We start from the raw sequence: 24305 nt of genomic DNA, 5'->3' as shown, positions 1-24305 counted from the left end.
TGGCCATGCGGATGGCGGAACCGGCGAGCACCCCGCCGCCCACACTCGACACCATCGACCTGTACGACCCCCAACGCTACGTCGACTCCTCGCAGCACGGGGCCTGGCGGCTGTTGCGCGACCAGGCGCCGATGTGGGCGCAGCAGACCCCCGACGGCAGCACCTTCTGGTCGGTCACCCGATACGACGACGTCACGGCGGTGCTCCTCGACGACGAGAACTACGGCTCCGAGCACGGCACCATCCTCGCCGTCACCGGCGGCGACCCGGCCGGGGGCCGCACCATCAACCTGATGGACCGACCCCGCCACACCCGGGTCCGCCAACCCACCATCCCGCTGATGTCCATGCACGCGGCCCGTCGCCACGCGCCCCGGGTCCGCGACCGTATCCGCCGGATCGTCCGCGACCGGCTCGCGGGCGGCGGGGTGACCGACTGGACCGAGCTGACCTTGGCCCTGCCGATGGCAGCCGCCGGCGATATCATCGGCATTCCCGAGTCGGCCTGGTCCGACGTGTCCCGGTGGGCGATGGCCGGGGTCGCGCCGGACGACCCGGCGTACGCGACGGGTTCGGCGAGCGCGACCCTGCACCGCGCCCACCTGGAGCTCTTCACCGTCCTGAACGAGGTGATCCGCGACCGTCGACGCCGCCCGCAGGACGATGTCGTCTCCGAGCTGCTCCGCCTCGACGTGGGCGGGCGCCGGCTCGACCAGCAGGAGGTGCTGCTGAACTGCTACAGCTTTGTCATGGGGGCGGTCACCACGACCCCACAGGTCGCCGCCCACCTGGTGCTGGCGCTGGCCGAACGGCCCGAGGCATGGCACACGGTGCGCGCCCGGCCCGACCTGGTCCCGCGCGCCGTCGAGGAAGCCCTGCGGTGGGCCTCGCCGACCAACCACCTGCTCCGCCGGACTCTCGCCCCGGTCCGGCTCGGTGAGGTCGACCTGGGGCCGGGAGAACTCGTCGCCGCCTGGATCGGCGCGGCCAACCGCGACGAACGGATCTTCACCGATCCCTACCGGTTCGACCCGGCCCGCGCCGTCAACCCCCATCTCGCGTTCGGCGTGGGCGTGCACCGCTGCATCGGCGCACCGCCGGCCCAGTCCGTGCTGCGGATCCTCCTGGAGGAGATGATCGGGCAGCTCGACGGCTTCGAGGTGGCCGGGCCGGTGGTCCACCTCCGCTCCAACTTCATCAACGGCGTCACCCAGCTGCCGATCAGCTGTCGACCGGTGCCGGCCCGGCAGGCCGGAGTGCTGGTATGACCGGCCCGGTGGGTGCGGGCGTGACCCCTCCTGTCGTACGCCCACGTGACCCCGACCTGTCCAGCGAGTACCGCGCCCCCACGACCGAATTGGAGGGACAACTCGCCGAGTTGTGGCAGGTCCGCCTGGGCCTGGACCGGATTGGGGTCGACGACGACTTCTTCGAGCTGGGCGGGCACTCGCTGCTCGCGGCTGAGCTGCTCGTCGAGATCGAGCAGACGTTCGGGGTGACGGTACCCGCCACCGTCCTCTACCTTGATCCGACCGTGGCCGACCTGGCCGCCGCGATCGACGAAAGTCGTGCCGGGAGCGGCGCGTGCGACTGATCCCCGCCCCGCCCGGCCCCGACCGACCGGCTCCGCTCGATCTCGCCGACCCGGCCATCCACGCGACCGACGACCCGCACGCCGTCTGGCGCTGGGCCCGGGCCCACGCTCCGGTCTCCTGGCAGCCCACCGGGGAACTCGGATTCTGGTCGGTCACCCGGCACGCTGACGTCCGGATCGTGCTGCGTGACCACCAGACGTTCACCTCGGAGCGGGGGACTCTGCTGACCCTGCTGGGCAAGCCGGACCCGGCCAGCGGCCGGCAACTCGCCGCGACCGATCCACCCCGGCACACCCGGATGCGGGCACCGTTGCACGGGCAACTTGACACCGCCGCCGTCGCCCGGCACGCGCCGATGATCCGCGCGCGAGTCACCGCCCTGCTGTCGGACCTGCCCGAGGAGGGCGTCGTCGACCTCGCGGGGATCTTCAACCGGTTGCCGGTCGCGGTGCTGAGCACGCTCATGGGATTGCCGGACGCCGACTGGGACCGGCTGACCCGGCTGACGATGATGGCGATCGCACCCGACGACGAGACGTGGCAGTTGCCCCGTGGACCCGTCGCCACGTTGCAGCGGGCCCACCGGGAGCTGTTCGCCTACTTCCAAGACCAGGTCCGGCAACGACAGCGGCGGGGTGGGGACGACCTGATCGGTACCCTGCTGGCCTTACAGGTCGATGGTGCCGCCCTCGATCCCGGTGCCGTGCTGTCCAACTGCTACAGCCTGCTGCTCGGGGCGGCCGTGACCGTGCCGAACGTGCCGACGGCCGCCCTGCTCGAACTGGCCCGCTCGGGTGACTACGGCCGGTTGTCGGCCGCTGGTCCACGCCTCGACCTGCTGGTGGAGGAGGCGCTGCGCTGGGCATCACCGGCGAACCACTTCCTGCGCCACACCACTCGCGAGACCGTGCTCGGCGGGGTCCAGCTGCCGGCTGGCGCACCCGTCGTCGTCTGGCTCGGCTCCGCCAACCGCGACGAGAGCGTCTTCGCCGACCCGTACGTCTTCGTACCCGACCGGCAGCCGAACCGGCACGTCGCGCTGGGCGGCGGGGCGCACTACTGCATCGGGCACGCGCTGGCCCGGCTGATGCTCACCACCGTCTTCGACGAGTTCTTCGCCCGGGTGGCGGAGGTGCGACCGGTGGACGGGGTGCGGCACATCCGGTCGACCTTCGCGGCCGGTTTCACTCACGCGCCGGTTCGGGTGACCCGCCGGACTTCCGCCTGCGCCGGGGGGGCGCGGTGACGTCGCCCACCCGACGCCGCCGGGCGCCTCGCTGGCTGCTGCGAGATCCGTCTCCGGACTCGGCTGCCCGGCTGTTTTGCCTGCCGTACTCCGGCTGCGGAGCGAGCATGTTCCACCGGTGGCCCCGGTTTATCGGTGATCTGGAGATTTGCCCGGTGCAGCCGCCCGGGCGGGAGAATCGGATCCGGGAACCTGCGCCCGCCACGTACCAGGACCTCGCCGGGGCACTGATCCCCACACTGCGTCCACACCTGGACCGCCCGTTCGGCTTCTTCGGTCACTGTGGCTCGGCGCTCGCCGCATACGAGGTGGCCGCCCAACTGGTCGCCGCCGGCGGCCCGATACCGCGGTGCGTGGTCGTCTCGTCCGAGGTCGCTCCCCAGGACGGACCCTATGGTCGGTTCCTGAGCATGAATCGGGCCGAACTCACCGTCGAGATGGCTGCGATCGTGCGGCACCTCGGCGGTACGCCGGTCCCAGACCTACTCGATCTCGCCGTCACCACGCTGGCGACCGACGTCGCTGCCAACGCGGCGTACGTCGTACCGGATCCGACGCGGCTGCCTGGTCGCGTGCTCGCGCTCTCCTGGACCAACGACACGGACGTCCGGCCGGAGCAGATGGGGGGCTGGGACCGGTGCGGTGACACCCGGTTCGTCACGCTGCCCGGCGGGCATTTCACCTTCCTCGATCCACCCGACGACCTGCGCGATGTGCTCCTCACGGAACTGCTGACGCCGTCGTGATCGGGCGAGGTGGGACACCGAGGCCGCGTGGAACGGCGCGGCGGATCCGGCCGTCCCAGCCTCCAGGAGACTCCCAGTCGCGGGAGGAATCCGGCCCAGGTCCGGAGATCCCGTCGGTGAGTTTTTGAAGATCCAGTAGTGGCATGACAACCTGCCCGAGTCAAGGAGTCCGACAGCGGCGTGCTAGACCAGGCATCCATGCCGAGCAATGAAAAGAGGGCTCCCGCAAGTCTCTGACCTGCGGAAACCCTCTCGCTGTCGGGACGGCCGGATTCGAACCGACGACCCCTTGACCCCCAGTAGTCCGGTGGTCCAGCGGCGTGCTCAGGCACGTTCTCCCAGGTCGCGTGAAGTGTAAACCAGCCGAGTAAAGGAGTCATCGCACCACTCCCCCGCCGCCATCGACTTCCTTGCCGCCACGGCCCGACCGCCGCCGACCTGCCGACCCCGAGCCACCACGGAGACACCGCGCACCCGGCGCGAACACCCGGGCTATCGGGCATACCCACACACGACAAGCAACTACCCGCATCGCGGCCTTCCGCGCCCGGGCGAATCTGCCACCGTCGAGCACGGCAGCGGCTCGTTGGCGTGTCCCGACGGGTTGATCGCATCAGCTAAAATACTGTGTGGACTGCGAGTTCTCCGAGTTTTCTTACGGCTACGCTTCGATCCGCGAAGCCGAGTCGGTCCTGGCAGAGATCTACCGGTCCCTCAAGGCGCCGGTTTTGCCGTCTCTGCTGCAAGAGGAGAAGTTGGGTTGGGATGCCCACTTGTCGTTTGTTGAATACGCCCTATTTTTCCAGTTCAAGCGGGCGCAGTTCATCAGCCGCCGTCACCCGAAGTCACATACCTGGGTGCACGTCAACAAGCGCCACTACCGCTTCAGCATCGACACCGACGGACACCAGCACAGGGCGCTACTGCGGCTTCAAGAGCGTCTGCAAACCAATGGCGCCGGAGACGTCTACTACGCAGCACCAATTTTCCACCGGCAAGCGGAGTTCGACCGTCACTACGCCTTCGGCCAGGTCCTCCACCGCTCAGCGCTCGTGCCGCCAGGTGAATTCGGCGAAGGCGATGGACGCCACTCCTACGTCACCACCGAGGACGGCAACAGCCGAGTCTTGTCCGACCCTCGGCCCCCACGTTTCCGCGTCTCTTGGGATGGCATCGTGGGCCGCGCCGCCGATCGAGCGGGGAATGCCGGACAACAACAAGATCGTCAACGCGTCAGCTTGGGCGCGCTGGAGGAAGCGATGCTAGAGAGTGCGTGGCAGATGGGACGCGGTCGCGAACGGGACGTTGACGCCCCACCCCTGCGACGCATCCACCGGCTCGCCGCGCAGCTGGACTGCGGCCTTGTCCTGTTCACCCTCGCTGACGAGCGTTAGAGCCCTCGCCGGCGGTAGTGAGATGATGATCGACTATCGCTGTTAGCTGCCCGACCTTACCGAGATTGCTCGTTGCCATGTTCGGTCGCGAGCATCCCCGACAATCCGCACTCGGCGTGACGCAAGGCGCGTTCACTTGAACCATCGGTTGTGCTGGTAGGCGTAAGCCTCGGGCCCATCGATCTCCTGCGTCGTGTTGTTGAGCCGCACGAGGAAGACTGCACCTTTCGTCCCGGTCTTCGTTCGAAGTGTGTACACCGGCTCTGAGGCAGGCGCGACATCGACCCGGGCGACCGTCCGGTCCTCGATGGTGCCGAACCTGACGGTCACGTTGGCCGTCGGGGCCTTGCCGAAATCTTGGATGAGCAGATGAGTGAGCCACTGTTCCCAGGCGTCAGTATTCTTCTTCGTGAAAATTGTGAGGTCTTCCTCCAAGCCGATGACCTTCCCGTCGTCCTCAATGCCGACGAGCAGCGTCCCGCCGTGACCGTTCATGAAGCCAGCGATCGTCTTGGTGACCGCCCACTCGATCTCGCGGTCCTTCTGGCCGGTAGACAGGTTCTTCCGTCCGGTCGACTTGAACTCGACGATCTTGCTCTCTCCGGCCTTGATGAGCGCCTGGATGCTACGGGCGAGCGCTGCTCCGCCCTGGTGCGTGGCGAAGGGGCTGCCGTGGCTGTCTCCTCGGTTCACCGGCCGGCCCGTCGCGTCCTCGATCTGTCGGATTAACCGCTCGTAGCGGGCGTCGAAGACAGCGCGGAAGTCGTCCTGCCGAAGTGCGAGCGGGTCGATGTCGTGACTGGCGATGATCGCGTCCAGGTCCTGCGAGCTCACCGGTAGGTCAGCTTCGATCGCGGCCAGGTACTGGCTTGGCGCGTTGTTGCCGATGTACCCCCAGGTCTGTCCGTCGATGGCGGTCTTGTTGACGATGCAGTTGGCGTAGCTGCTGTCGATGCCGTGCGCCGCGCACCACTTCTGCGGGAAGACGTGACGGATGTCGATTGAGTCGGCCGCGTAGGCCTTGGCGTCGATCGTGTCGCCGGTTCGGAAATCGCGGCCGCCGCGCTTCATGGCGAGTGCGTAGAGGCCCTTGTAGGCGGCACTGTTCCGGGTCCGGAGACCCAGCAGTCGTTCGGCCTGGAACTGAGACTCGCGGACGGTGCGGGGCTCTTCGCCGTCGTCCTGGATCCAGCTGAGCACGTCTTGGATGTCGTTGGCAAACCGGGTGTCGGTGGTGCCGCCATACAGCTCTCCGAACACCCCGCACCAGTACCACTGCCGCAGCTTCGCGCGGGGCCCTGGCGTGAAGGCGTCCTCGCCGAGTAACGTGAGGATCGCGGTCAACGGGACCAGTTGGGTGCTGTACGGCAGATCACGGGCACGGAAGATGCGCTCGCCGTGCAGAAAACGCACCACCCGCTGCAGCGTGCCGGTGACGGCGTCAGCCCAGTCCCGGTATCCGTTCAGGGGCAGCGACAGCATTTCCCGCCGTTTGGCGGAAACTGCCGGCACCCGGTCACCACGAACACGTTCCCGCGTGCGCTGCTCCCAGCGACTCCGCGTCCAGAGCAGCGTCACGATCTGCAGGAAGGTCGTGGCGTCCAGGTCGGCAAGTAGCGGTTCGTCAGCCCAGGTCGCCTGTCGCCCTTCCCAGTCGTCGCGCAACCGGAAGTTCTCCGCCGCGAACGTCGCCGTCAGCAGCTCGAAGACTGTCAGCTCGACACCACCGGTGTTCACCTTCTCAAAGACCTGACAGACAGCCTCCTTGGACGTCTTCTGGTCGAGAGCGATCCGGGGGACGCTGTAATGCAGGAAAGGCGAGATCAGCGCCTCCTGGAACTGCTTCCAGATATGGAGCTGCTGATCCATCGACGGGCCCGCCTTCAGGTAGGCGTACTGCCAGTCGAGGGTGGCATTCGGATCGAGGACGATGTCGAGCGGGAAGAGACCCGCCTTGCCGGCTCGCACCTGCGCGTCGGTCGTGGACGCATCGAGCAGCACCTCGCCCCGGGAGGTCGTCCGTCGTTTGTCAGCCGGGAGCGACAGGATGGCCTCGGTCCGGTCGGCGTCCGGGTCGATGCAGGCGTCGATGTCGGCGAAGTACCACCGCTCCACCTCCTTCTTCCTGGTATCCCGGGTGCGGACCGGAGCCCCGGAGCGCAGTGCCAGGTAGAGCGAGGTGGTCCGTTGCTGGCCATCGAGCAGTAGGTACTTCGGGTTGGTGGTCGCCGTGGCGCTCGGGACTCCCTCGAGCGGCCGGGGTCGGAAACGAACCTCGGCGTTGCCGGTCTCCAGCGTCATCACGGCGCCGATGGGAAACGAGCGGGAGACCGAGGCGAGCAGGCTCAGGATGTGCTCATCGTCCCAGACCCATCCCCGTTGGAAGTCGGGAAGCTGGAGTACACCCTGGCGTGCTTGATTCAGCAGGTCTGCCAGCGGAACATCGCCACTCTCGAACGTCTTCGCCATTCCAGCCCTCCCCGAGGCACGCCCATGCGCCACAGTAGACGAGGGCGAGTCCGCCAGGGACTACCCCGAACGGGTGGGTCGGCGCCGTCGGCGGATCGGGGCAAGATCTCGAATGCGGTCCCGCATCCGGTCATGTCGTAGATCAGGCCAGCGCTGGCCGGCTCAAGCCACGCCCTAAAGACGTAGAGCCTGCTCAGGCGGCAGAGCCGGGTGCCCAAATTCGGACGGTGTCGGCGCATACGGGCGATTTACGGACGTCGACTGCGGAGCGGTGCGTGTCCGAATCCAGTGCCGTGCGCCTCAGCACATCCGCGAAGGGCCTACCGCGCGAGCGCGGCTGGACCGGCATGGTCCAGCGGCTCGCGGGCGACTCAGGCTGCGGACACGAAATCTCAGGACCGGTCGGGCGAGGAAGTGAGGAACGCCGCAATCGCCAGCAGGAGGAGCACGGTGCCGGTGAAGCCGGCGGCCCCGGTGAAGATCCCGGCGACCGGATCTCGCGAGCTCATCCCCGTCAGCAGTCCGGCGGCCGCGCCCACCATGAGGCTGAAGACGATGATCACCGCGAGCCAGAGGGGGCGCGTCGGAGGAGTCATTGCCGATCCGTCCTTTCGTGACCTCCGGCTGTTTCCGGATGCTTGTCGGGCACCGGTGCACGTCCGTGCCTGTTGAAGGTCAGTGGCGTGCGACGGAGGGGAAGCTGTGGGGGTAGAGTAGCAGTGTTCTAACACGTCTAGAAAATTCAGGAGGCGAGTCTCAACGTGTCGACCGCGGAGCTATCCACCCAACTGCGCCGGCTCGTGCGGCTTGTCCAAGAGGACCTACGCACCTCCCGGGCCGACGACGTCTCGGACGCGCAGGTCGCCCAAGCAGCGGTCGGGTGGGTGCTGGGCACCCTGTTCGTGCGGTTCGCGGAAGACAACCGCCTCATCGATCGACAGTCGGCTCCTGCGGCGCCGGACCAGCAGCTGCCCTGGCTCCTCTCCCGGTTCGAGTCCTTCGCGGCGGTCGATCCGGGGACCGGGCTGTTCGACCGCAGTCAGAACGCGATCTTCGACCTGCCGGTCTCGGACCAGATGGCCGGCAACCTGGTTGCCTTCTGGAACCGCCCCGACACGAACGGCGGAATGGCCCACGACCTCGCCACCGCGGACTTGGACACCCGCTTCCTAGGCGACCTTTACCAGGTCATCGACGAGAAGGCCAGCAAGCAGTACGCCCTACTGCAGACGCCTGCCTTCGTCACCGAGTTCATCTTGGATCTCACGCTTGAACCTGCACTTCAGGAGCGTGGGCATGAGGCCCTTCGCCTGATGGATCCGGTCTGCGGGTCGGGGCATTTTGTCCTGGAGGCATTCACGCGGCTGTTTTCCGTCTGGCAGCAGGCCGCTCCCACGGTTGCCGTCGAGGATCTGGTCGGTCGTGCGCTGCGCTCCGTGCACGGGGTAGATCTCAACCCTTTCGCCGTGGCTATCACCCGGTTCCGCCTGCTCATGGCTGCAGTGCGCGCGTCTGGTGCCACGAAGCTCAGCGAGGTTGCCCGGTTCGACTGGAGATTCTCGGTAGCCGTCGCCGATTCGCTGGTCGAGGACCCCTTCGGTGGCGGCTACGACGTGGTGGTAGGCAATCCGCCCTACACCACGGTGCGGGACAAGGTCCTCAACGAGGTCTACCGTGCCCGGTACGACGCATGCGTCGGCAGGTACGCCCTCACGATCCCCTTCTCACAGAGGCTTTTCCAGTTGGCGCGGCCCGGCGGCCATGTCGGTCAACTGACGTCCAACTCGTTCATGAAGCGCGAGTTCGGTCGAAGGCTCGTCGAGGAGTTCTTCGGGCACCGGGTCGCGCTCACTCACATCATCGACACTTCGGGCGCGTTCATCCCAGGCCACGGCACGCCCACAGTGATACTGATCGGCCGCAATGAGCCGCCTCGTGATGCGGTGCCGGTGCTCACCGTGGCCGGTCTGCGCGGCGAGCCGGCCGTCCCGTCCGATCCCGCTCGGGCGCCGGTCTGGCGATCGTTGCTGCGACAGACAGCGCGTCCTGGTCGCGCCGACACGTGGTCGGCGTCTCGCTACGTCAGCCGAGAGCAACTCCGTTCGTTTCCGCTGACGATTGCGACAAGCGAGGCGGACGAGGTCCTCGCGGAGATTGCCGCTGCGCCACGTCGGCTGAACGACTACGTGGTGCGAATTGGATACTTCGCTAACACGGGATCGGACGACATCTTCACCGCACCACGTCACACGTTCGCGACGCTCGGAATTCCTGCTGACGACGCCCTCGTGGGCGTTATCTCCGGCTCCAAAGTCCGGGACTGGAACGCCCAGGCCGACCGCTACGCTTTTTGCCCGTACGATTCATCGGGCGATATCATCTCGATCGACCAGCATCCCGCGCATCTACGACGGCTGTGGCCGTACGGTCTGGTGCTGCGGAACCGCCCATCCGGTTTCGACGGATCTGCCAACAAGAGCGGAAGACCTTGGTACGACTGGCATCAGTTCGTTGGTCGGAGGGGCACCCACGCCCGGCTGATCACGTACTCCTGGGTTGCCACCCACAACCACTTCGCCGCCCTGCACAGGGATGAGGTGCCACTGCACTCCGCACCGATCATCGAGCTCTCCCCCGACGCGGCACAGCGCCGCACCGACCTGACCGCATGGCTCAACAGTTCCTCGGTCTGCTTCTGGCTAAAGCAGGGCAGCAACAGCAAGGGCAGGCCTGGCGTCGACCAGACTGGTACCGGCGAACCCTGGGACGCCTTCTACGAGATCGCCGCCACCCGGCTGCGCGAGCTCCCATTGCCCGAGAAGCTGCGCACCACGTACGCCGATGAGTTGGATCGGCTCGCCCTGGAGCTGTCTGAGGCCACTCCCGCAGCGGTCCTCAGCCACCAGTCCCCGAGCCGCGAAGGGTTCTCCACGGCTCGTTCCCGGTGGGAAGCTATCCGCGCCCGCATGGTGGCCCTGCAGGAGGAACTGGACTGGGAGGTCTATCTCCGGTATGGCTTGACCGAGGAAGCGGGCCTAGTGGCCGCCGCCTCTGCCGTTCCATCATTGGCCTTCGGCCAGCGAGCATTCGAGATCGTCATGGCCCGACAGATGGTCGCCGGCGAGCTGGACACTGCTTGGTTTGTGCGGCACGGCGCGCTCCCGACCACCGACCTCCCCGCCCACTGGCCAGCGTCCTACCGTGAGGTGGTCGAGCGGCGCATCGACGCGATGCAGCGGGACAGTCGGCTGCGGACTCTCGAACGGCCGGAGTTCAAACGACGATGGGCCTCCCCTGGCTGGGACGCCATGGCGGCCGGAGCGCTGCGCACCTGGTTGCTCGACAGGTGTGAGACGGCCGAGCTCTGGTACGACATCGCAGACGGCGCAAGACGTGCACGACCGCGAACGATCGTGGAGCTAGCCGAGCTGCTGGGCGAGGACCCGGCGTTCATCCAGGCCGCTGAACTGTACGCACCAGGCCAACCGCTGGTCGACGTCGTAAGAGACCTGTTCGCGGACGAGGTCGTCCCCCACCTCGCCGCCCTACGTTATCGAGACTCGGGCATCGTAAAGCGCGCTGAGTGGGAGGAGACGTGGCGGCTACAACGGGAACAGGACTTGGGTCTTACTGGGCCGACCCCGATGCCACCGAAGTACAGCAGCGCCGACTTCCTAAAGGTGAGCTACTGGCGACACCGTGGCAAGTACGACGTGCCTGGCGAACGGTTCGTGTCCTATGCACGCTCGGGAGGCGCCATCAAGGACGCCATGGTGGGGTGGGCCGGCTGGCCCGTCGAGGACCGTGCGATGGTGCTATCCAACCTCGCGTCGGCCGCGCCGACTCGCGAGGACGGCGTACCGCTGCTCGCCGGCCTGCTCGAGTTGCTGCCGTGGGTAAAGCAATGGTGTAGCGACCAGCAGTACGAGAGCCACCGCACACTGCTAGACGACTTGATGGTCCGGTGGGATGTCACCGAGAAGGATCTACGCGCTTGGCGTCCACTGAAATCGAAGCGCGGGCGTCCCCGCAAGCACAGCTGATCGATGTAGCTCAGTCAGGCCATCTGACCACCAGAACCATCCACATGATGATCCTTCCGGCTCCACCAGATCGGTCAGTCACACGCACCTGAACGTCTTCCAACCCCCGTCGATCAAGCCCTTTCCTGCCGCCCGAGGCGCACCTAGCCTCGATGATTCGCGCCTGACGCCGGCTCTTTCCGCCCGGTAGATCTGTTCGCTGTTGATCGATGTGTTGTTGGTTCCGGGCGTGGTGGCGGGCCGTCTGTCGCGGCGGCGGGCGTGGTCTCCTGGGGGTCCTCCGGTTGTTGGGACAGCGGCTGAGCTGGTCAGCCGGGGGCGGGGATGGCCGCGATCCGGTTGAACGCGGCGGTGATGTGTTCGGCCCAGGGCCAGGTGGCGGGATGCGCAGCCAGCGGCGGCGTTGGCCGCGCACGAGTCGGGCGGCGGTGTGCAGGATCCGGTAGCGCAGCCGTTTCGGTTCAGCCTTGGCCAGGTCGCCGTCGAGGCCGATGAGCTGCAGCCACGCGATCAGGTCGACGGCCATCGCCGCTGCAGTGCACCAGGCGGCGTTGATGGCGAACTCGCGGGAGGGTAACCGGCGAAGGCCGGTGTCCTTGGCGCATCTGATCCGGTCCTCGACGCGGGCGTGGGCCCGGTGGCGGGCCTCCAGCCACTGCAAGGCGCCGGTGGTGGTGTTGGTGACGAAGGCGGTGTAGCGCCAGCCGTCGCGTTCCTCGAACAGCGTCAGCTGGGCGCCGGGGTGGGGGCGTTCCCGCCGGACGATGACCCGCATCCCGGCCGGCCAGCCGGGCAGGTGCAGCAGGCCGGTCAGTTCGGCCACGGCGGCGCCTTCGCGCACACCGCCGTCGGCGTCGATCGCCGGCGACCAGGCCGAGGCGGGCAGGCCGGTGATGGCGGCGCGTTCGGTCTCGCCGATCGACCAACCGAGGGAGTACTCCACCCGCCGGCCGCGCTTGCTGTCCTGTTCGGTGAGCCAGTCGAGCACGGCGTGGGTGGCTGCCGCGGAGTCGCCCCGGATGAGCAGGTGCGGGCGGTGCGGTGCGGGGACCTGCGCGACCGCTTGGGCGAGCACGTCGAGGTGATCGGCGGCCGTGTTCGCGCCGGCGTTGCCCGGCCACAGCGTGATGGCGAGCAGTTCCCCGGTGTTGTCGCAGGTCACCAGGATCGGATGGAACCCGAAGCTGTGCTTGTAGGTGGCCGCAGCGCCTTCCTTGTCGCTGTGCGCGATCACGATCGTCGAGTCCACGTCCAGCACCACCACACCGGCGCCGACGCCCCGGCCCGCCGCCCGCGCCGCTGGCGGACCGCCGAACAGCTGCCACATCCCGGCGCGCACCTTCGCCCTGGCCTCGGCGATGCGCCGCAACTGGACCACGCCGATCTCGTCCAGGGCCCGCCACACCGTGGTGTCCGAGGCCACCGGCCCGAACACCTCCCGCTGGTGACGCAGCACGTCGATGTCCGCGATCGCTTCCCCACCGTCAGCGATCATCACCGCTAGGTCGACCAGCACCCGACCCCGATCATGCACCGGCCACCGGCCGGCCCGGGCCAGCCCCGCCGACAACGCCACGGTCAACCCGGCCCGATCCGCCAGCAACCGCAACAACGCCGCACCGACATGCGACACCACACCCGACCCGCCCGCGGTGACCCGCAGATCCCTCGACCACGCCGTAAGCTGCACCTCGGAAGTGCCTCCCTCGAAGAGAAACCTGTAGATGTCGCAATCACAAGTTTCCCTTGCAGGGCAGGTACTTCCGCTTATCTACACGCCGACGAACGGCCATGATCGACGATCAACGTGAATCACCGAGGCTAGCGTCGTGTACCGACTCGTCGTGCCCTCCCCGCCACCATCGATTCCCCCAGCCTCGAGCCACCGACGCGGCCGCCCGCGATCGTCGGCCGTCGGCACCGACTCGCAAAGGGTGCCCTGCCCGGGCTTTCGTAGACGTCGCCGCATCAATCGGCAGGTAGTACCCGCATGGTTCGTTCCTCCATGTTGATCTCCAGCGTGCCGCCGTTCTGCGCCGTCAGGGTGCGCCAGCATCGGTATCCGGTCAGGATGGCCTGCTCCCAGTCGGCGGGCCTGCAGTTGCTGACCTCGAGATGGGCGGTCATGGTCGTGATGGTTTGAAGCAGTTCGTTGTCCACGTGCTGCAGGTGGTCGAAGAAGCCGTGTCGGGAGGCGTAGGAGAACACGAGCGCGGAGATGCCTTCCTCGATGGCGATGGCACGACCGCCGTCCTCTGCCTCGTCGATGGCCGGAGCACTCTTTCGCTTGACCCTTAGCAGCGATCGCATGACCGGTGACCACCCGAGTACCGCAACGTGGGCCAGGTGGAAGGCGTCGTGGTACCGGTAGTCGTCATCGACGGCGGAGGCATCGGTGAGAGGATCACCGACCGGTACTCCGTCGCGGCTAAGCATGACCACAGTACGCCCGTCGGACTCTCGGACGGTGGGGGTGAAGGTGAAGACGGCCCGGCGGGGCAGCTGCTCGCCCGGTGGGAAGTGCTCGTCCAGCAGCGGCTCTTCCAGATCGGACGGGCGCCACCGCTGCTTGGCCTTCTCCAAGCTGGCTGCGGCGACGTCGTCGAGGTCAAGGTCGAAGCTGTCGGCCAGCGTGGCGGCGTACCAGAGGACGTCGCCCAGCTCTTCGCGGATCTGTTGCTTGCCGAGCGGACGGCCGGGACCGTCGCGCAGGTGCTTCTTGTATGCGGTGGCGACCGAGCCTGCCTCGCCGAGCAGGCCGAGCAGGGGAACGACGACCGAGTCCTGCTCGTTCCCGGAGCCCTGCAATGTCTTGACCGCCGCTTTCTGATACCGACCGAACTCCACGAGCGCTCCTGCCTGATGAACCGACACGCCGTCTGGCTTCCCGACGGCATCTGTCGTATGATGCCACAAGGGGTCGGATTTGCCGACAGCAAGAGGGGTGAGGACAACGAGCACTGACAGGGTGACGGTGAGCGACGTGATGTCCGCGATCATTGACGCGCTTGCCGTTCACTTCAAGGAACCCGCCCGAGATCTTGAGGCGAGACTCGCTGCCGAAGGTCACGAGTTGCCCATCGACTCCATCTTCATCGCAGAAATCCTCACTGACATCGAGGCGAAGTATCAGATAAAGGTTTCGGCGAATGCCGAGGTCGCGAGGTCCGCCCGCTCGGTGCTGACCTTCGCCCACACTGTTCACTGCATCATCACAGAAAGCTCATAGCCATGGACCAGCACGACACCCGCACGACCGACCCTGAACTCCGCCGGTTGGGCGAACGCCTGAAGGCAACCAGAGAGTACCTCGGCATGTCCCAGCAGTATGTGTCCCAGAACACCGGCATCGCACGGAGCGCGGTAAGCGACATCGAGCGCGGAATGCGGCGGGTCGATAGCCTGGAACTCAAGAAGATCGCTCGGCTGTACAGCCTGCCGACCACCTACTTTCTCGACGAGAACGCCGACGCCGATGTCGGCGAGCACGCGCTGGCCGGTCTTCCGCGCGCACTCGCCGGGTTGACCGAAGGCGACGTCGCCGAGGTCATGGAGTACGCCAAGTACCTGCGTTTCAAACGCATCGCCGAGAAGAGCGCCGGTGACGACGGCGGCGAGTCGTAGGCAACCATGAATTGGCAGACCGCAAACGCGACCGCGATGCTACGCGCTCCCCAGGTGCATCGTGACCTGGGCATCGACCGAACCGGCTACGTCGATGTGTTCGCCGCGCTGCGCGCTGCGGGGGTCGACTGCCTGACGCGTCCTATGCCGAAGCTTTTCGGCTTCTACTTCGGACCCGACGACAGCGGCCCCGCCGTGCTGCTCAACGCATCACTCGACGAGATCGGTCTACGCCACACCGCAGCCCACGAGCTCGGTCATCACGCCTTCGACCACGGGAGCCGAGCCGATGCGGATCTAGACATCGCCGGCCTGCACCCACGGCGGATGTGGACGGCGGTCGAGATGCAGGCGGAGAGCTTCGCGGCCTGGTTCCTCATGCCCCCACCGGCGGTCGACGCCGCGCTGCGGCGCATCGGGATCGAGCAGGTGCAGCAACCGGAAGAGGCGTATGAGGTTGCCCGATGGCTCGGAACATCCTATGCCGGAACGGTGCGTCACCTAGGCCGGCTGAAAAAGATCCATGCGAGGGCCGCCGCCTCGTGGCCCCGCGTCCCACCGCAGCGCCTGCGGGCACGCCTGCACCGGCCCACGCTGGAAAAGCCGGCGTCGCACCTTTTCCTGGTCCGGCCGCCGGCCCGAGGAGCGGTGCTCCACGTCGCCGCTGGCGACCTGCTGCTGTTACCGCCCGGAGCCCGCATCACACACCTGCCGGACGGGCTGGTTGCTGCGGACTCGGATGCTCGCCCCGCAGAGAACGCCGTGAACGGCGTGCCTGAGTCAGACGGGCGCGCCGGTCTGACTGTGGAAGTCACCGAGCGCTTCCGCCGCTCGTCCGCGATCTCCTTCCTTGTGCCCGGCCATGACCTGATCTCCGTCACCGTGGTCGCACCGGTGCGCCGGCTTGGTGCTGCCGATGCCTGGGGCTGCGCCAATGAGCCAGATCGCCCTCGAACTGCCCACCAGGAGTAAGGAGCCGGCATGGAAACCTTCACCGTCCAAGCGCTAGACGTCTCCACTGCGTGGGTCCGGACCTGCCGAGCGCTGCTCGACGTCCCCACACACCGCGCCTTCCACACGGTCGTGCGCATCCTCGATCCGCAGCGTGACGATCCGGTGGTCCGGGCCGAGCTTGACCGGATCCTCGCGGTCAAGGGCATGCAGCCGGTGCGCACCGTCGCTAACACCATCTTCCCGGCTGCCCTCGCGGCCAACACGGCTACGCACGAGGATCTCGTCAGCCGGTACAGGAATCTCTATCCGGCGCTGAAGCGGATGCACAGCAGCAACCGGCTGGGGACCTACTTCCACCGGCTAATCGACTACCCCGGCAAGGACGGCGGCGTGGACCAGATCGGTGGCATCATCCGCCAGCTGCGCCTGCAGGGTAAGATCAACCCCAAGTCGGCCTGCTACGAAGCCAACCTTGCCGACCCGTCCAAGGACGGCAAGTCCTGGACCGCCTCCGCGCCCATTCGGGTACCTGGACGAGACAACGGCATCATGCAGTTTCCGTGCCTGAGCCACTGTTCCTTCCAGCTCGACAACCGTACCCGCCGGCTTCACCTCGCCGCCCTGTACCGCAGCCACTACATGGTGGAAAAGGCGTACGGCAACTACCTCGGCCTGGGAAACCTGCTCGCCTATGTGGCGCGGCAGAGTGACCTGGAACCGGGCACGCTGACTGTTACCGCCGGCTACGCCCAGCTCGATGGCGATGCCATCAGGCTGTTGCGACCGCTACTGACCGAGACCACGCCGATGTTGGCGGCATAGCGCCGCCCACTTTCACCGCCGGACCCGGCCACCATGGTCAGGGTTCAAGCCGGGCGGGGCCGTTGATGCCCCACTTAGGCGGAAACCAGGCCGGGATCGCGTCAGCGACGGCCTGGAAGCGCTGCTTGATCCGGGTTCGGCCGCTGACGCCGGCGACGTCCGGGTGCGCGACGCGCGCATATTTGTCGACTTCGCAGAACAGGTTTTGGCAGTCGATGAGCTGCAGCGGCCGCCCGTGCAGCCCGCGGAACCGCAGTCCCAGCCGCTGAAAGTGTTCGTCCTGGTGGTCCGCCATGTAGTGGATGATGTCGGCTTCGATACCGATCGCCGCGGACCCGAAGCATTTGCGGATGCCGTCGCGTGCTCCTGGTCCGGGCACGACGAACTCCATCTCGCCGTAGCCGTAGGACGCTGAGTAGTTCAGGTCGATCAGATACTGGTAGGCCAGGAAATCGCCGATAGCCGGGTAACCACGCAGGAGGTTGAAAGCGGCTCGCATGGAGCCGGCGTCCCGCACCCGATGGGGCGCTCCCGTGCTCATCAGCATCTCGATCAGACGCAGATGGTTGCCGTGTTTGCGCACTTCGCCCAGCGACGGCGGCGGCACCACGTAGGCGGCTGAGTACAAGCGCTGTTTGCGGGCGAACGCCTCGGTGAGCACAGTGTTGTACCCGTCGAAGGTGTAGGTCTTCCAGGTAGGCGTGCCGACCGCTGCAGTGAGCAGCTCCCATGTCGAGATCTTGTTGAAGGTCTTGAACAGCAGTGTCCGAAAGAACACCTCATCGATGTCCTGCTCGCCGGCGTAGGACACGCGGGAGATCAGGTACTGGCTTACCCGGTCAGCGGCCCGGTAACAGTTCGTGAAACGGTGCTGGCTCAAGATCGGATCGTTCGTCCACGGCCCTGGCCGGCCAGCGATGCGCGCCTCGTAGATCGCCTGCCTCGTGGCCGCAAATCTCCAGTAGGTGTCAAACACCACTGTTGGGGACAGCCGCCGGCCCGCGATGGTCACCTGCGGCGGCGGTTCGCCGTCGCCGACCTGCTCCCTTCCGGGAGTACAGCGGAGCGGTTCCTCGTGCCGAGGCCGGGCCGACGCCGTCGCGGTAGTCATCTTGCCGCCTCTCGTGACGCGATACGCGTTACGTGTTGCACCATACTCGTATGCAGATCGAGGCAGCGGATGACCGGCGGTCGCTTTCAGCTGCGATCTTCGGTAACCGTGCCGCTGCGGACGTCATCCGCGCGATCGTGGAGCTGACCCAGATGGACAACCAGGGGGTCACCACCCGTATGGTCGCCCGGCACGCCGGCCTGGGCGACAGCATCGTGCGCCCGGTGATGCTGCGTCTGCAGTCGGCCGGAACGCTCACAGCCCGGCCCCGCGACAGCGGGCCTCGATCCGCGCTGCACTACGACGTCAAGCCCGGCGTCCTTTGGGACGCCTTGCGGCGTGTTACTGAGGCTATGCCCGGATAGGAGCGACTCGCTGCCGACGCGCCCTTGCGCTTCAGAATCAGGATCAAGTAGTTGCCCGCAGCACTCACACGGCCTTTAGCGGCGCACGGCCAGTCCGCGCGCGACCAGCTCGTCGGTGATGAAGCTGTGCACCTGTTGCACACTGAGATCAGGGACAGCAACCGCGACGCCGGGGTGCTGACGCATCAAGGCCCGGTAGCCGGAAGCAACGGCATCGGAGTTGTTGTTGTCGTCCTCGTGGGGCTCTAGGAACACGAAGACGACGGCTGCGGTGATCGGGGCCCACACGGCTTGGATCAGTCGGCGAAAGTCCGCCTCCGGCAGGCCGGATTGCCGCACCGGTCCGCCGTACCAGCCGTACGCCATGGTCGACCACCACCAGCGATCCAACACCAGCGCTCTGGCCTCGGTGGCGGCGACGAGCGCACGGTGGTTCTCGGCGTGGCAGGCCAGGTGTGCCAACTGCCGAGCGAACCCTGATACGGGTCCGTCCTGCTCGAGCAGCGAGTAGACGCCCCGCGTGAACGGTGTCGTGCCAGATGGCATGTGAATCAGATCGACAGAGGACGGCTCGACAACCCGTGTCAGCATGGCCAACTGGGTGCTCTTGCCGGCACGGTCGAGTCCTTCGAAGACGACGACCGATCCTGGTGCCAACCGCAGCGCGAAATCTTCCACATCATTAACTGTGGATCGGCCGCAGTCTCCGACAGAAGGCCGCAATCTCCTATCCGACATCGCCTCTCGGCCGCACCGCAGCCGTGGTTACGCCGCAGCAGTTCAGCCTCAACACCATCCAGCGGTATCCGCCCCGGCCGTGCGACCACTCGTGGATCTTCGCCGGCCGGCTCTGCGGCAATGCAATCAGCTCGTCCGAGCACTCCCCTGACCTCGGCGCCTCCTTGCTGCTGCTGATCGCTCAGCCAGCTGCAGCATGTACGCCTTCCGCGCGTGTTGGGCCATGGTGTTGCGGACCTCAACGGGAAGAGTGCCGTCGGGATCGACCTGGCGTTCGAACCGGTCAAGGAAGGCTCTGGTGCCGGCTGCGGTCCGGGCGGCGCGGTCGGCGGTGTTGGCCCAGGAGACGTGCGCGGCGATGCGCGCTCGACGGCGACGTTGCTCTGGCGTCAGGCCAGCAGGCCGCTGCCCTCCCCCGGCTCCGGGCTGCCGGACGTCATCGCGGTCAGACACGTTCACCGATCCCCATCCGCGCCTGCACGTGCTGAGCCGGCGTAGCCTTCTGCCCATACTCGTCGGCGCCCCATTCGCGCATGTTGCGATCCTCGCCCGACGCGGTGGCCGGGCGCAGCCGCCATCTGGACCGTGTAGTCGGCCTCCGCGCCCTCGTTGCGATCCTCGCCCGGCGCGGTGGCCGGGCGCAGCTCGGGTGCAGGTTGCACCGACCGCGGACCGTTCTGCAGTTGCGATCCTCGCCCGGCACGGTGGCCGGGCGCAGCCGGCCGGAGCACGGTCACGTCGTCGGCCGCCTCCACGTTGCGATCCTCGCCCGGCGCGGTGGCCGGGCGCAGCTGCGACTCCCGCCGACGCCGGTCCGGGTTCAGCATGTTGCGATCCTCGCCCGGCGCGGTGGCCGGGCGCAGCGCCTGGTGTACGGGGTCCAGGGCGTGGGGGTCTTTGTAGTTGCGATCCTCGCCCGGCGCGGTGGCCGGGCGCAGCGGTTCGTGAACAGCAAAGATAGCGATTTGATGATGCTTGCTCCAGCCGCAGATGGTCCGATTTGCCAATCCAATCCGCATTTCATAGTTCGGAATCTCCCAGGGATTCCGCAGTCACTCCGGGTTCCTAGATCAACAAGTGCTCTCGTGTCCCTTACGGTTGAGCGGCTTCAGCGAGGCAGTGGAGCAAAGTTCGCGTAGGCAAACCGACCCGGGGACCGCAGCTCCGGCGGTCACCCCCACCCCTAGTACGAGTACCCACGCAGGGGACGGTAGTTCGTCCCCGGCCGCCTAATCGAGTAACCCGCGCAGGGAGCCCGTAAGGCTGGCGAGTCTTTCGTCGGCTCGGCGGCGGCGGTGTTTGATCCATTCTTTGCCTTCGGCGGCGACGCCTTCAAGCACGTGGAGGGTGTGATTGAGCCCGGCGGCGTCGAGCGACAGCTCTGCGATCTTGGTTGCATTTTCGTCGTGCTGGAGCGCTTCGTGATCGGGTTCGCTTACTCGGATGGAGATGGGGTCACCGTTGAAGAGCGTCAGCTCGAAGGTTGGCTGTCCGGTGGCGATGCCGTCGATCCGGACGGCGGCGACGGCGTCGAAGCGGTAGTTGAGTCGCTGGGCGGTGTGACTCGTGGCGGTCTCAAAGTCGAGGTCGATGTTGGCTTGCCGTACGCCGTCGTCGGTGAGCAGGAACAGCAGGAGCCGGTAGCGGGAGTATCGCCATGGCCCCTGCGGATATCGGGCCCGCTTGCATGATGGTGCTGGCGCCTCGATGAAGGCGTGGGCGATAACGTGGCTGGGTTGGAGTCGGTACTGTCGCATGGCCCGGTCGACCAGGACTTTACGGTCGCTCTCTAGCCAGGCGGCCATCTCGGTGTCTGACGGCTTGTCGGACAACTTGTGGCACCACCTGTGGTACGCCTCCCAGCGGGCCGCGTCCTTGTCGTCTCGCTCTGCCTGATCGTCGGTGACTCTGCGCCACTCGGCGATGATCCGGAACGAGGAGCGCACAGCTGGCACCGCGGATACGGCGGCGAGCAGCAGCCACCCGGTGCCGGGCAAGGGGGCGCTGGCCATGACGCCTGGTGCGGTCGAAAGGATCCCGGCGATGAGGAGGACCAGCCCTCCAACGTGGAGGATTCTGGTTCTGGTGGAGATTCGCAGTCGCTGGCGGAATGCGGTCAGTGTGTCTTCTTCCCACTGCCTCCGGACGTCGCCCACCAGGTAGCGGACGAGCCAGGCGACTCGGTCGGCGCCTATGCGCTGTTCGCGGTAGAGCTCGACCACCTCGTCGCGGAGGTGCCGCTGGATCCCTGCGGTCTGAGCCCGCCAGTAGACCCGGTCGGTGTCCTGCGGGACGTACCGGCTGAAGTAGCGGTCGAAAAGCCGGTCGACCTTACGAGCGAAGCCCCTCGGTGTCCCTTCTCTCCGCCGCTGCTGGGGTGGCCGAATCTGCGCCTCCTTCGCGCGCAGCCGCGCCCGGCGATAGTGGCGGTCCGCACCGCCGACGCAGAAGGCGCCGAGCCCGATCAGACCGACGAGCAAACCGAGCAGCGGGCCGAGCATGCCGCGTGCCGCTACCAGGATGAGCAGCTGCACCACGGCGAGGACGAACACGGCAGCGCCAGCGCCAGCGCGCAGCCAGTCGCGTAGCGCAACAGCAGCCGGTTGGACCGGCAGGGTCCGAGGCTGCGCGGGTTTGGGATGGAAGAACTTCCAAATCCGGTTGAACCGGTCGCCCTCCGTACGCCGCGAAGCAGCTAAGGCGACGGACTTCCGCCATAGCTCTTCTTGCATCGCTCCTTCGAGCAGCGCCTCAAGGTGGCCGTATATCGTGTCGCGTTGACGCCGGCTCAGCGCGTCGATTTCCTTGACCACGAGATCCGTCTCGGCGGCGCGGACCGGCTCCAGCAGGCGGCGGATCACCCTCACCCCCGCCGCCCACTGGTCATGGTCGTCGAGGTGGGGCAGGCTGGCGCAGATAGCGATGAGGCGGTCAACCTCCTCGGGGGCTAGCTGACGCAGGGTACGTCCGCTCAACAGGGCGATGAGCCGGTAGAACTGGACCTCGGTGGTGGCATACCCACCGGCGACCGCCTTCTCGATGAGCTTGCGTGCCTGATCACGAACTCGCGCGTCGAGATACTTCAACGCGAAGGCGAACTGCTCCTGTGGACTAGGGTCAGGCGGCAGCCGGTAGAAGTTGATGTCACCGTGTACGACGCCTGCCTGCACGTCAACGTGCGCATCTCCTAGAGCGACGTTCGTTGTCGTCGAGGTCGTCACGACATGCCCCGCACCACGGCGATGATCGCCGCGATCCGCGCCGCCAGCTCAGAAACGTCGGCAACCAGACCGCGTAGCCGCTTGAGCGCGACCATCAGGCCACTGTTCTTGCGGGATGCGTCCGCCGCAACACAGTCCGTTGCCTTCTCCAGTTCCGACTCCGCAGCGGCGTAGGTTTCTTCGTCCAATCTTCCGTCGAGATGGGCCTGCTTGAGATGAGTTCGTAGCTCCGCGATGCTCGCTGCCAGGTCGACCGGTTGCTGCACGTCATCGCGGACGGTGACGTTGCCGTAGATCTGCCCGGCCTGCACCCCAACACGGGCGTTCCCGCTGGCGACGTTGCGGTTGGTCATCGGCATCGTGTGGCTCCCGTCCCGGTCCGCGCCGCCTCGGCTGGCCGGCCCGTCGATGATGAGTTCTCGCGCCAAGGCGACGGCGAACGCCGCAGCGTGACGTACGGCCTTCGGTTGCCAGTTCTGTCCGTCGGTTGCTGCCTTGCTGCCATCGGCGTGGTCGCTGATGCCTCGTACGATCACGACAGGCAGGGCACGGTTGAGATGCCCCGCCTGGGCCACACCGGCAGCTTCCATCTCGATCGCCACGGCATCGTTGTAGTGCTGACGGATCCAGCCGGCCTGCTCGGAAATCCCCGAGTCCTGGACCACCTCACCCGCAGCAATCGGCCCGAAATGGACGCGAGGCGCCGCATCCGTGGGAAGACCGCGACGCCACGCAGTGGACCTGGCGACGTGCTGAGCGATCTGGTCAGCATCGTGCGGGATCTCCCACGCCTTCGGCCGGGCCTTCAGGCCGTCGTCCTCGCTGGTGCCACCGTGGTACGCGTAGATCTTGCTGGCGACGACGACATCGCCGAGGCGAATGTTGGGCCACAGGCCACCGGCGACTCCCACAAACAGCACTGCGGCCGGAGAGAACTCGGCCATGGCCCGCTCTGCGAGTACCGCAGCCGGATGGTTGCCTTTGCCGACCAGCCCCAGCGCGACCCGGCAGTGACTCTGCCCGAGCCGGCCGACCTCGAACCGGGTGCCGGCGGGGTGCCGGCGCACCCGAACGTCGATCAGGTGTTCGTGAACCGCCTCGTACTCGAGGTTCAGCGCCGTGAGGATCACGACGAGACCACCGTTCGTGCTCACGCTGTCTCCTTGTCTGCCTGGCCGCGGGGTCGGATCATCGGAGGGTGCAAAGTCGCGCGGGGGCCGGGGCGGAACAATCGGGCGGGACGCCCCCCTTCGGTCTTGCGAGTCGGGCCAGCAGGGACGATGAACCCCTCCACGCTCTGCACTTTCCGGTAGAAGTTCCGCGGATCCAGCCGCATGCCCCACACTGCTTCGTAGACGTCCTGAAGCTCCGCGATCGTGAAAGTCGGACCACAAAAGGCGGTAGCGAGCGCCGAGCGCTCCAACTTCTCCCGCGCCCGGTCGACACCATCGGACAGGATCTGCTCGTGATCGAAGGCGAGTTGCGCGTCACCGGCTAACGCCTGCGTCACCGGGATCCAACAAGCCCCGGAGGCGTCGGTGCCGGCAACCGGCTCGGGTAGCCGAGGGGCGATGGCCAGGTACGCCGCGGAGACAACCCGACCTCGGGGGTCACGATCGGGCGCTCCGTAGAAACCAAGTTGTTCGAGGTGCAATTGATCCGGCCCCAAACCAGCCTCCTCGGCAAGCTCTCGATGGGCGGCTGCCACCAGGTCCTCCTTCTCGTGGCTAAGGAAACCGCCGGGCAGAGCCAAAGCACCCTGAAAGGGCTCGATACCGCGCTCGATCAACAACACATACAGGCGGGAGCTCCGCAACGTGAGGATGACGAGATCCACCGCAACAAGAACGGTCGGCGGGACCCAGCGATCGTCAGACACGAATCGACCATAGGCTTACTGTCACAGTGACAGGAAGTTATCCGTGTGTCGGATTTCAGCAGCCTACGTGCGTAAGCTGAAGTCCTTCGACGCCTGAT

19 protein-coding genes, 1 pseudogene and 1 CRISPR repeat array are annotated in these 24305 nt (G+C 66.7%); of the genes and pseudogenes, 11 read left to right on the top strand and 9 right to left on the bottom strand.

The window, feature by feature from the left end:
- Nucleotides 1-5 precede the first annotated feature (5 nt).
- The 5 genes from Vlu01_RS17530 (at nucleotide 6) to Vlu01_RS17510 (ending at nucleotide 4981) form a co-directional block, all read left to right on the top strand.
- A complete protein-coding gene (locus tag Vlu01_RS17530; RefSeq protein ID WP_204000660.1) occupies nucleotides 6-1268 on the top strand; it encodes a cytochrome P450 in 1263 nt (420 codons plus the stop codon).
- Nucleotides 1269-1288: 20 nt separating this feature from the next.
- Complete coding sequence (locus Vlu01_RS17525; protein WP_204000657.1) at nucleotides 1289-1594, top strand: phosphopantetheine-binding protein; 306 nt, start codon at nucleotides 1289-1291, stop codon at nucleotides 1592-1594.
- On the top strand, nucleotides 1585-2841 hold the full coding sequence (locus Vlu01_RS17520) for a cytochrome P450 (protein WP_204000654.1): 1257 nt from the start codon (nucleotides 1585-1587) through the stop codon (nucleotides 2839-2841). Before Vlu01_RS17525 ends, Vlu01_RS17520 begins: the two co-directional genes overlap by 10 nt.
- Nucleotides 2838-3587: a thioesterase II family protein gene (locus tag Vlu01_RS17515; protein WP_275409367.1), complete on the top strand. Its 750-nt coding sequence runs from the start codon at nucleotides 2838-2840 to the stop codon at nucleotides 3585-3587. Before Vlu01_RS17520 ends, Vlu01_RS17515 begins: the two co-directional genes overlap by 4 nt.
- A gap of 629 nt (nucleotides 3588-4216) precedes the next feature.
- The gene (locus Vlu01_RS17510; protein ID WP_204000649.1) at nucleotides 4217-4981 is read left to right on the top strand and encodes a hypothetical protein; all 765 of its coding nucleotides are present in this window, start codon (nucleotides 4217-4219) and stop codon (nucleotides 4979-4981) included.
- Between the two features lie 132 nt (nucleotides 4982-5113).
- On the opposite strand, the gene Vlu01_RS17505 is transcribed toward Vlu01_RS17510, so the two are convergent.
- Both Vlu01_RS17505 and Vlu01_RS17500 read right to left on the bottom strand, forming a co-directional pair.
- Nucleotides 5114-7450, bottom strand: coding sequence for a GmrSD restriction endonuclease domain-containing protein (locus Vlu01_RS17505; RefSeq protein ID WP_204000647.1), 2337 nt, complete (start codon nucleotides 7448-7450; stop codon nucleotides 5114-5116).
- Between the two features lie 392 nt (nucleotides 7451-7842).
- Nucleotides 7843-8046 carry a hypothetical protein gene (locus tag Vlu01_RS17500; protein ID WP_204000645.1) on the bottom strand — a complete coding sequence of 68 codons (204 nt, stop codon included), beginning with the start codon at nucleotides 8044-8046 and terminating at the stop codon, nucleotides 7843-7845.
- A 165-nt stretch (nucleotides 8047-8211) separates the two neighbouring features.
- Between Vlu01_RS17500 and pglX the strand changes: the two genes are divergently transcribed.
- Nucleotides 8212-11493, top strand: coding sequence for a BREX-2 system adenine-specific DNA-methyltransferase PglX (gene pglX / locus Vlu01_RS17495; RefSeq protein ID WP_204000643.1), 3282 nt, complete (start codon nucleotides 8212-8214; stop codon nucleotides 11491-11493).
- 308 nt (nucleotides 11494-11801) lie between these two features.
- Here the strand turns inward: pglX and Vlu01_RS17490 are convergent.
- Together Vlu01_RS17490 and Vlu01_RS17485 are read right to left on the bottom strand one after the other, a co-directional pair.
- Nucleotides 11802-13183 (bottom strand): annotated as a pseudogene (locus Vlu01_RS17490) (IS1380 family transposase).
- A gap of 278 nt (nucleotides 13184-13461) precedes the next feature.
- The gene (locus tag Vlu01_RS17485) at nucleotides 13462-14493 is read right to left on the bottom strand and encodes a nucleoside triphosphate pyrophosphohydrolase family protein (RefSeq protein WP_204000641.1); all 1032 of its coding nucleotides are present in this window, start codon (nucleotides 14491-14493) and stop codon (nucleotides 13462-13464) included.
- Between Vlu01_RS17485 and Vlu01_RS17480 the strand changes: the two genes are divergently transcribed.
- Genes Vlu01_RS17480 through Vlu01_RS17465 form a run of 4 tightly spaced genes read left to right on the top strand, consistent with a single transcriptional unit; the run spans nucleotide 14468 to nucleotide 16893 of the window.
- A complete protein-coding gene (locus tag Vlu01_RS17480) occupies nucleotides 14468-14722 on the top strand; it encodes a hypothetical protein (RefSeq protein ID WP_204000639.1) in 255 nt (84 codons plus the stop codon). The genes Vlu01_RS17485 and Vlu01_RS17480 overlap by 26 nt on opposite strands.
- A 2-nt stretch (nucleotides 14723-14724) precedes the next feature.
- Nucleotides 14725-15117, top strand: coding sequence for a helix-turn-helix domain-containing protein (locus tag Vlu01_RS17475; protein WP_204000636.1), 393 nt, complete (start codon nucleotides 14725-14727; stop codon nucleotides 15115-15117).
- A 6-nt stretch (nucleotides 15118-15123) separates the two neighbouring features.
- Nucleotides 15124-16089 (top strand): ImmA/IrrE family metallo-endopeptidase, encoded by a 966-nt coding sequence (locus Vlu01_RS17470; RefSeq protein WP_204000633.1) that lies wholly within the window; start codon nucleotides 15124-15126, stop codon nucleotides 16087-16089.
- Between the two features lie 9 nt (nucleotides 16090-16098).
- A complete protein-coding gene (locus Vlu01_RS17465) occupies nucleotides 16099-16893 on the top strand; it encodes a thymidylate synthase family protein (protein WP_204000621.1) in 795 nt (264 codons plus the stop codon).
- A gap of 37 nt (nucleotides 16894-16930) precedes the next feature.
- On the opposite strand, the gene Vlu01_RS17460 is transcribed toward Vlu01_RS17465, so the two are convergent.
- Nucleotides 16931-18004: a nucleotide kinase domain-containing protein gene (locus tag Vlu01_RS17460; protein ID WP_239095958.1), complete on the bottom strand. Its 1074-nt coding sequence runs from the start codon at nucleotides 18002-18004 to the stop codon at nucleotides 16931-16933.
- A 50-nt stretch (nucleotides 18005-18054) separates the two neighbouring features.
- On the opposite strand from Vlu01_RS17460, the gene Vlu01_RS17455 reads away from it, so the two are divergent.
- The gene (locus Vlu01_RS17455) at nucleotides 18055-18369 is read left to right on the top strand and encodes a hypothetical protein (protein WP_204000618.1); all 315 of its coding nucleotides are present in this window, start codon (nucleotides 18055-18057) and stop codon (nucleotides 18367-18369) included.
- Between the two features lie 75 nt (nucleotides 18370-18444).
- Here Vlu01_RS17455 and Vlu01_RS17450 read toward each other — a convergent pair whose 3' ends face one another.
- The 4 genes from Vlu01_RS17450 to Vlu01_RS17435 form a co-directional block, all read right to left on the bottom strand.
- Nucleotides 18445-19047, bottom strand: a complete 603-nt coding sequence (locus Vlu01_RS17450; RefSeq protein ID WP_204000616.1) for a hypothetical protein — start codon at nucleotides 19045-19047, stop codon at nucleotides 18445-18447.
- A 595-nt stretch (nucleotides 19048-19642) separates the two neighbouring features.
- A CRISPR array of direct repeats spans nucleotides 19643-20046; the repeat unit is 37 nt; unit sequence GTTGCGATCCTCGCCCGGCGCGGTGGCCGGGCGCAGC.
- Nucleotides 20047-20336: 290 nt separating this feature from the next.
- Entirely contained in the window at nucleotides 20337-22328 is a 1992-nt protein-coding gene (locus Vlu01_RS17445) for a hypothetical protein (RefSeq protein WP_204000613.1), read from the bottom strand.
- Nucleotides 22325-23482, bottom strand: coding sequence for a 5'-methylthioadenosine/S-adenosylhomocysteine nucleosidase family protein (locus Vlu01_RS17440; protein ID WP_204000611.1), 1158 nt, complete (start codon nucleotides 23480-23482; stop codon nucleotides 22325-22327). The genes Vlu01_RS17445 and Vlu01_RS17440 overlap by 4 nt, the downstream gene beginning before the upstream one ends.
- Nucleotides 23479-24207: an NUDIX hydrolase gene (locus Vlu01_RS17435; protein ID WP_204000608.1), complete on the bottom strand. Its 729-nt coding sequence runs from the start codon at nucleotides 24205-24207 to the stop codon at nucleotides 23479-23481. Before Vlu01_RS17435 ends, Vlu01_RS17440 begins: the two co-directional genes overlap by 4 nt.
- Nucleotides 24208-24305: the final 98 nt, after the last annotated feature.

The sequence above is a fragment of the Micromonospora lutea genome (assembly GCF_016863535.1).
Lineage (GTDB): Bacteria > Actinomycetota > Actinomycetes > Mycobacteriales > Micromonosporaceae > Micromonospora > Micromonospora lutea.
The sequence above is the reverse complement of the archived record's forward strand: the minus strand, read 5'-3'. Positions and strand labels throughout refer to the sequence as shown.

What these genes read in the sequence shown, in the direction of transcription:
- Vlu01_RS17455 (WP_204000618.1), top strand. Translation starts at nt 18,055, where the DNA reads ATGCAGATCGAGGCAGCGGATGACCGGCGGTCGCTTTCAGCTGCGATC.
- Vlu01_RS17485 (WP_204000641.1), bottom strand. Translation starts at nt 14,493, where the DNA reads ATGATCGCGGACATCACGTCGCTCACCGTCACCCTGTCAGTGCTCGTT.
- Vlu01_RS17505 (WP_204000647.1), bottom strand. Translation starts at nt 7,450, where the DNA reads ATGGCGAAGACGTTCGAGAGTGGCGATGTTCCGCTGGCAGACCTGCTG.
- Vlu01_RS17465 (WP_204000621.1), top strand. Translation starts at nt 16,099, where the DNA reads ATGGAAACCTTCACCGTCCAAGCGCTAGACGTCTCCACTGCGTGGGTC.
- Vlu01_RS17530 (WP_204000660.1), top strand. Translation starts at nt 6, where the DNA reads ATGCGGATGGCGGAACCGGCGAGCACCCCGCCGCCCACACTCGACACC.
- Vlu01_RS17500 (WP_204000645.1), bottom strand. Translation starts at nt 8,046, where the DNA reads ATGACTCCTCCGACGCGCCCCCTCTGGCTCGCGGTGATCATCGTCTTC.
- Vlu01_RS17475 (WP_204000636.1), top strand. Translation starts at nt 14,725, where the DNA reads ATGGACCAGCACGACACCCGCACGACCGACCCTGAACTCCGCCGGTTG.
- Vlu01_RS17460 (WP_239095958.1), bottom strand. Translation starts at nt 18,004, where the DNA reads ATGACTACCGCGACGGCGTCGGCCCGGCCTCGGCACGAGGAACCGCTC.
- Vlu01_RS17470 (WP_204000633.1), top strand. Translation starts at nt 15,124, where the DNA reads ATGAATTGGCAGACCGCAAACGCGACCGCGATGCTACGCGCTCCCCAG.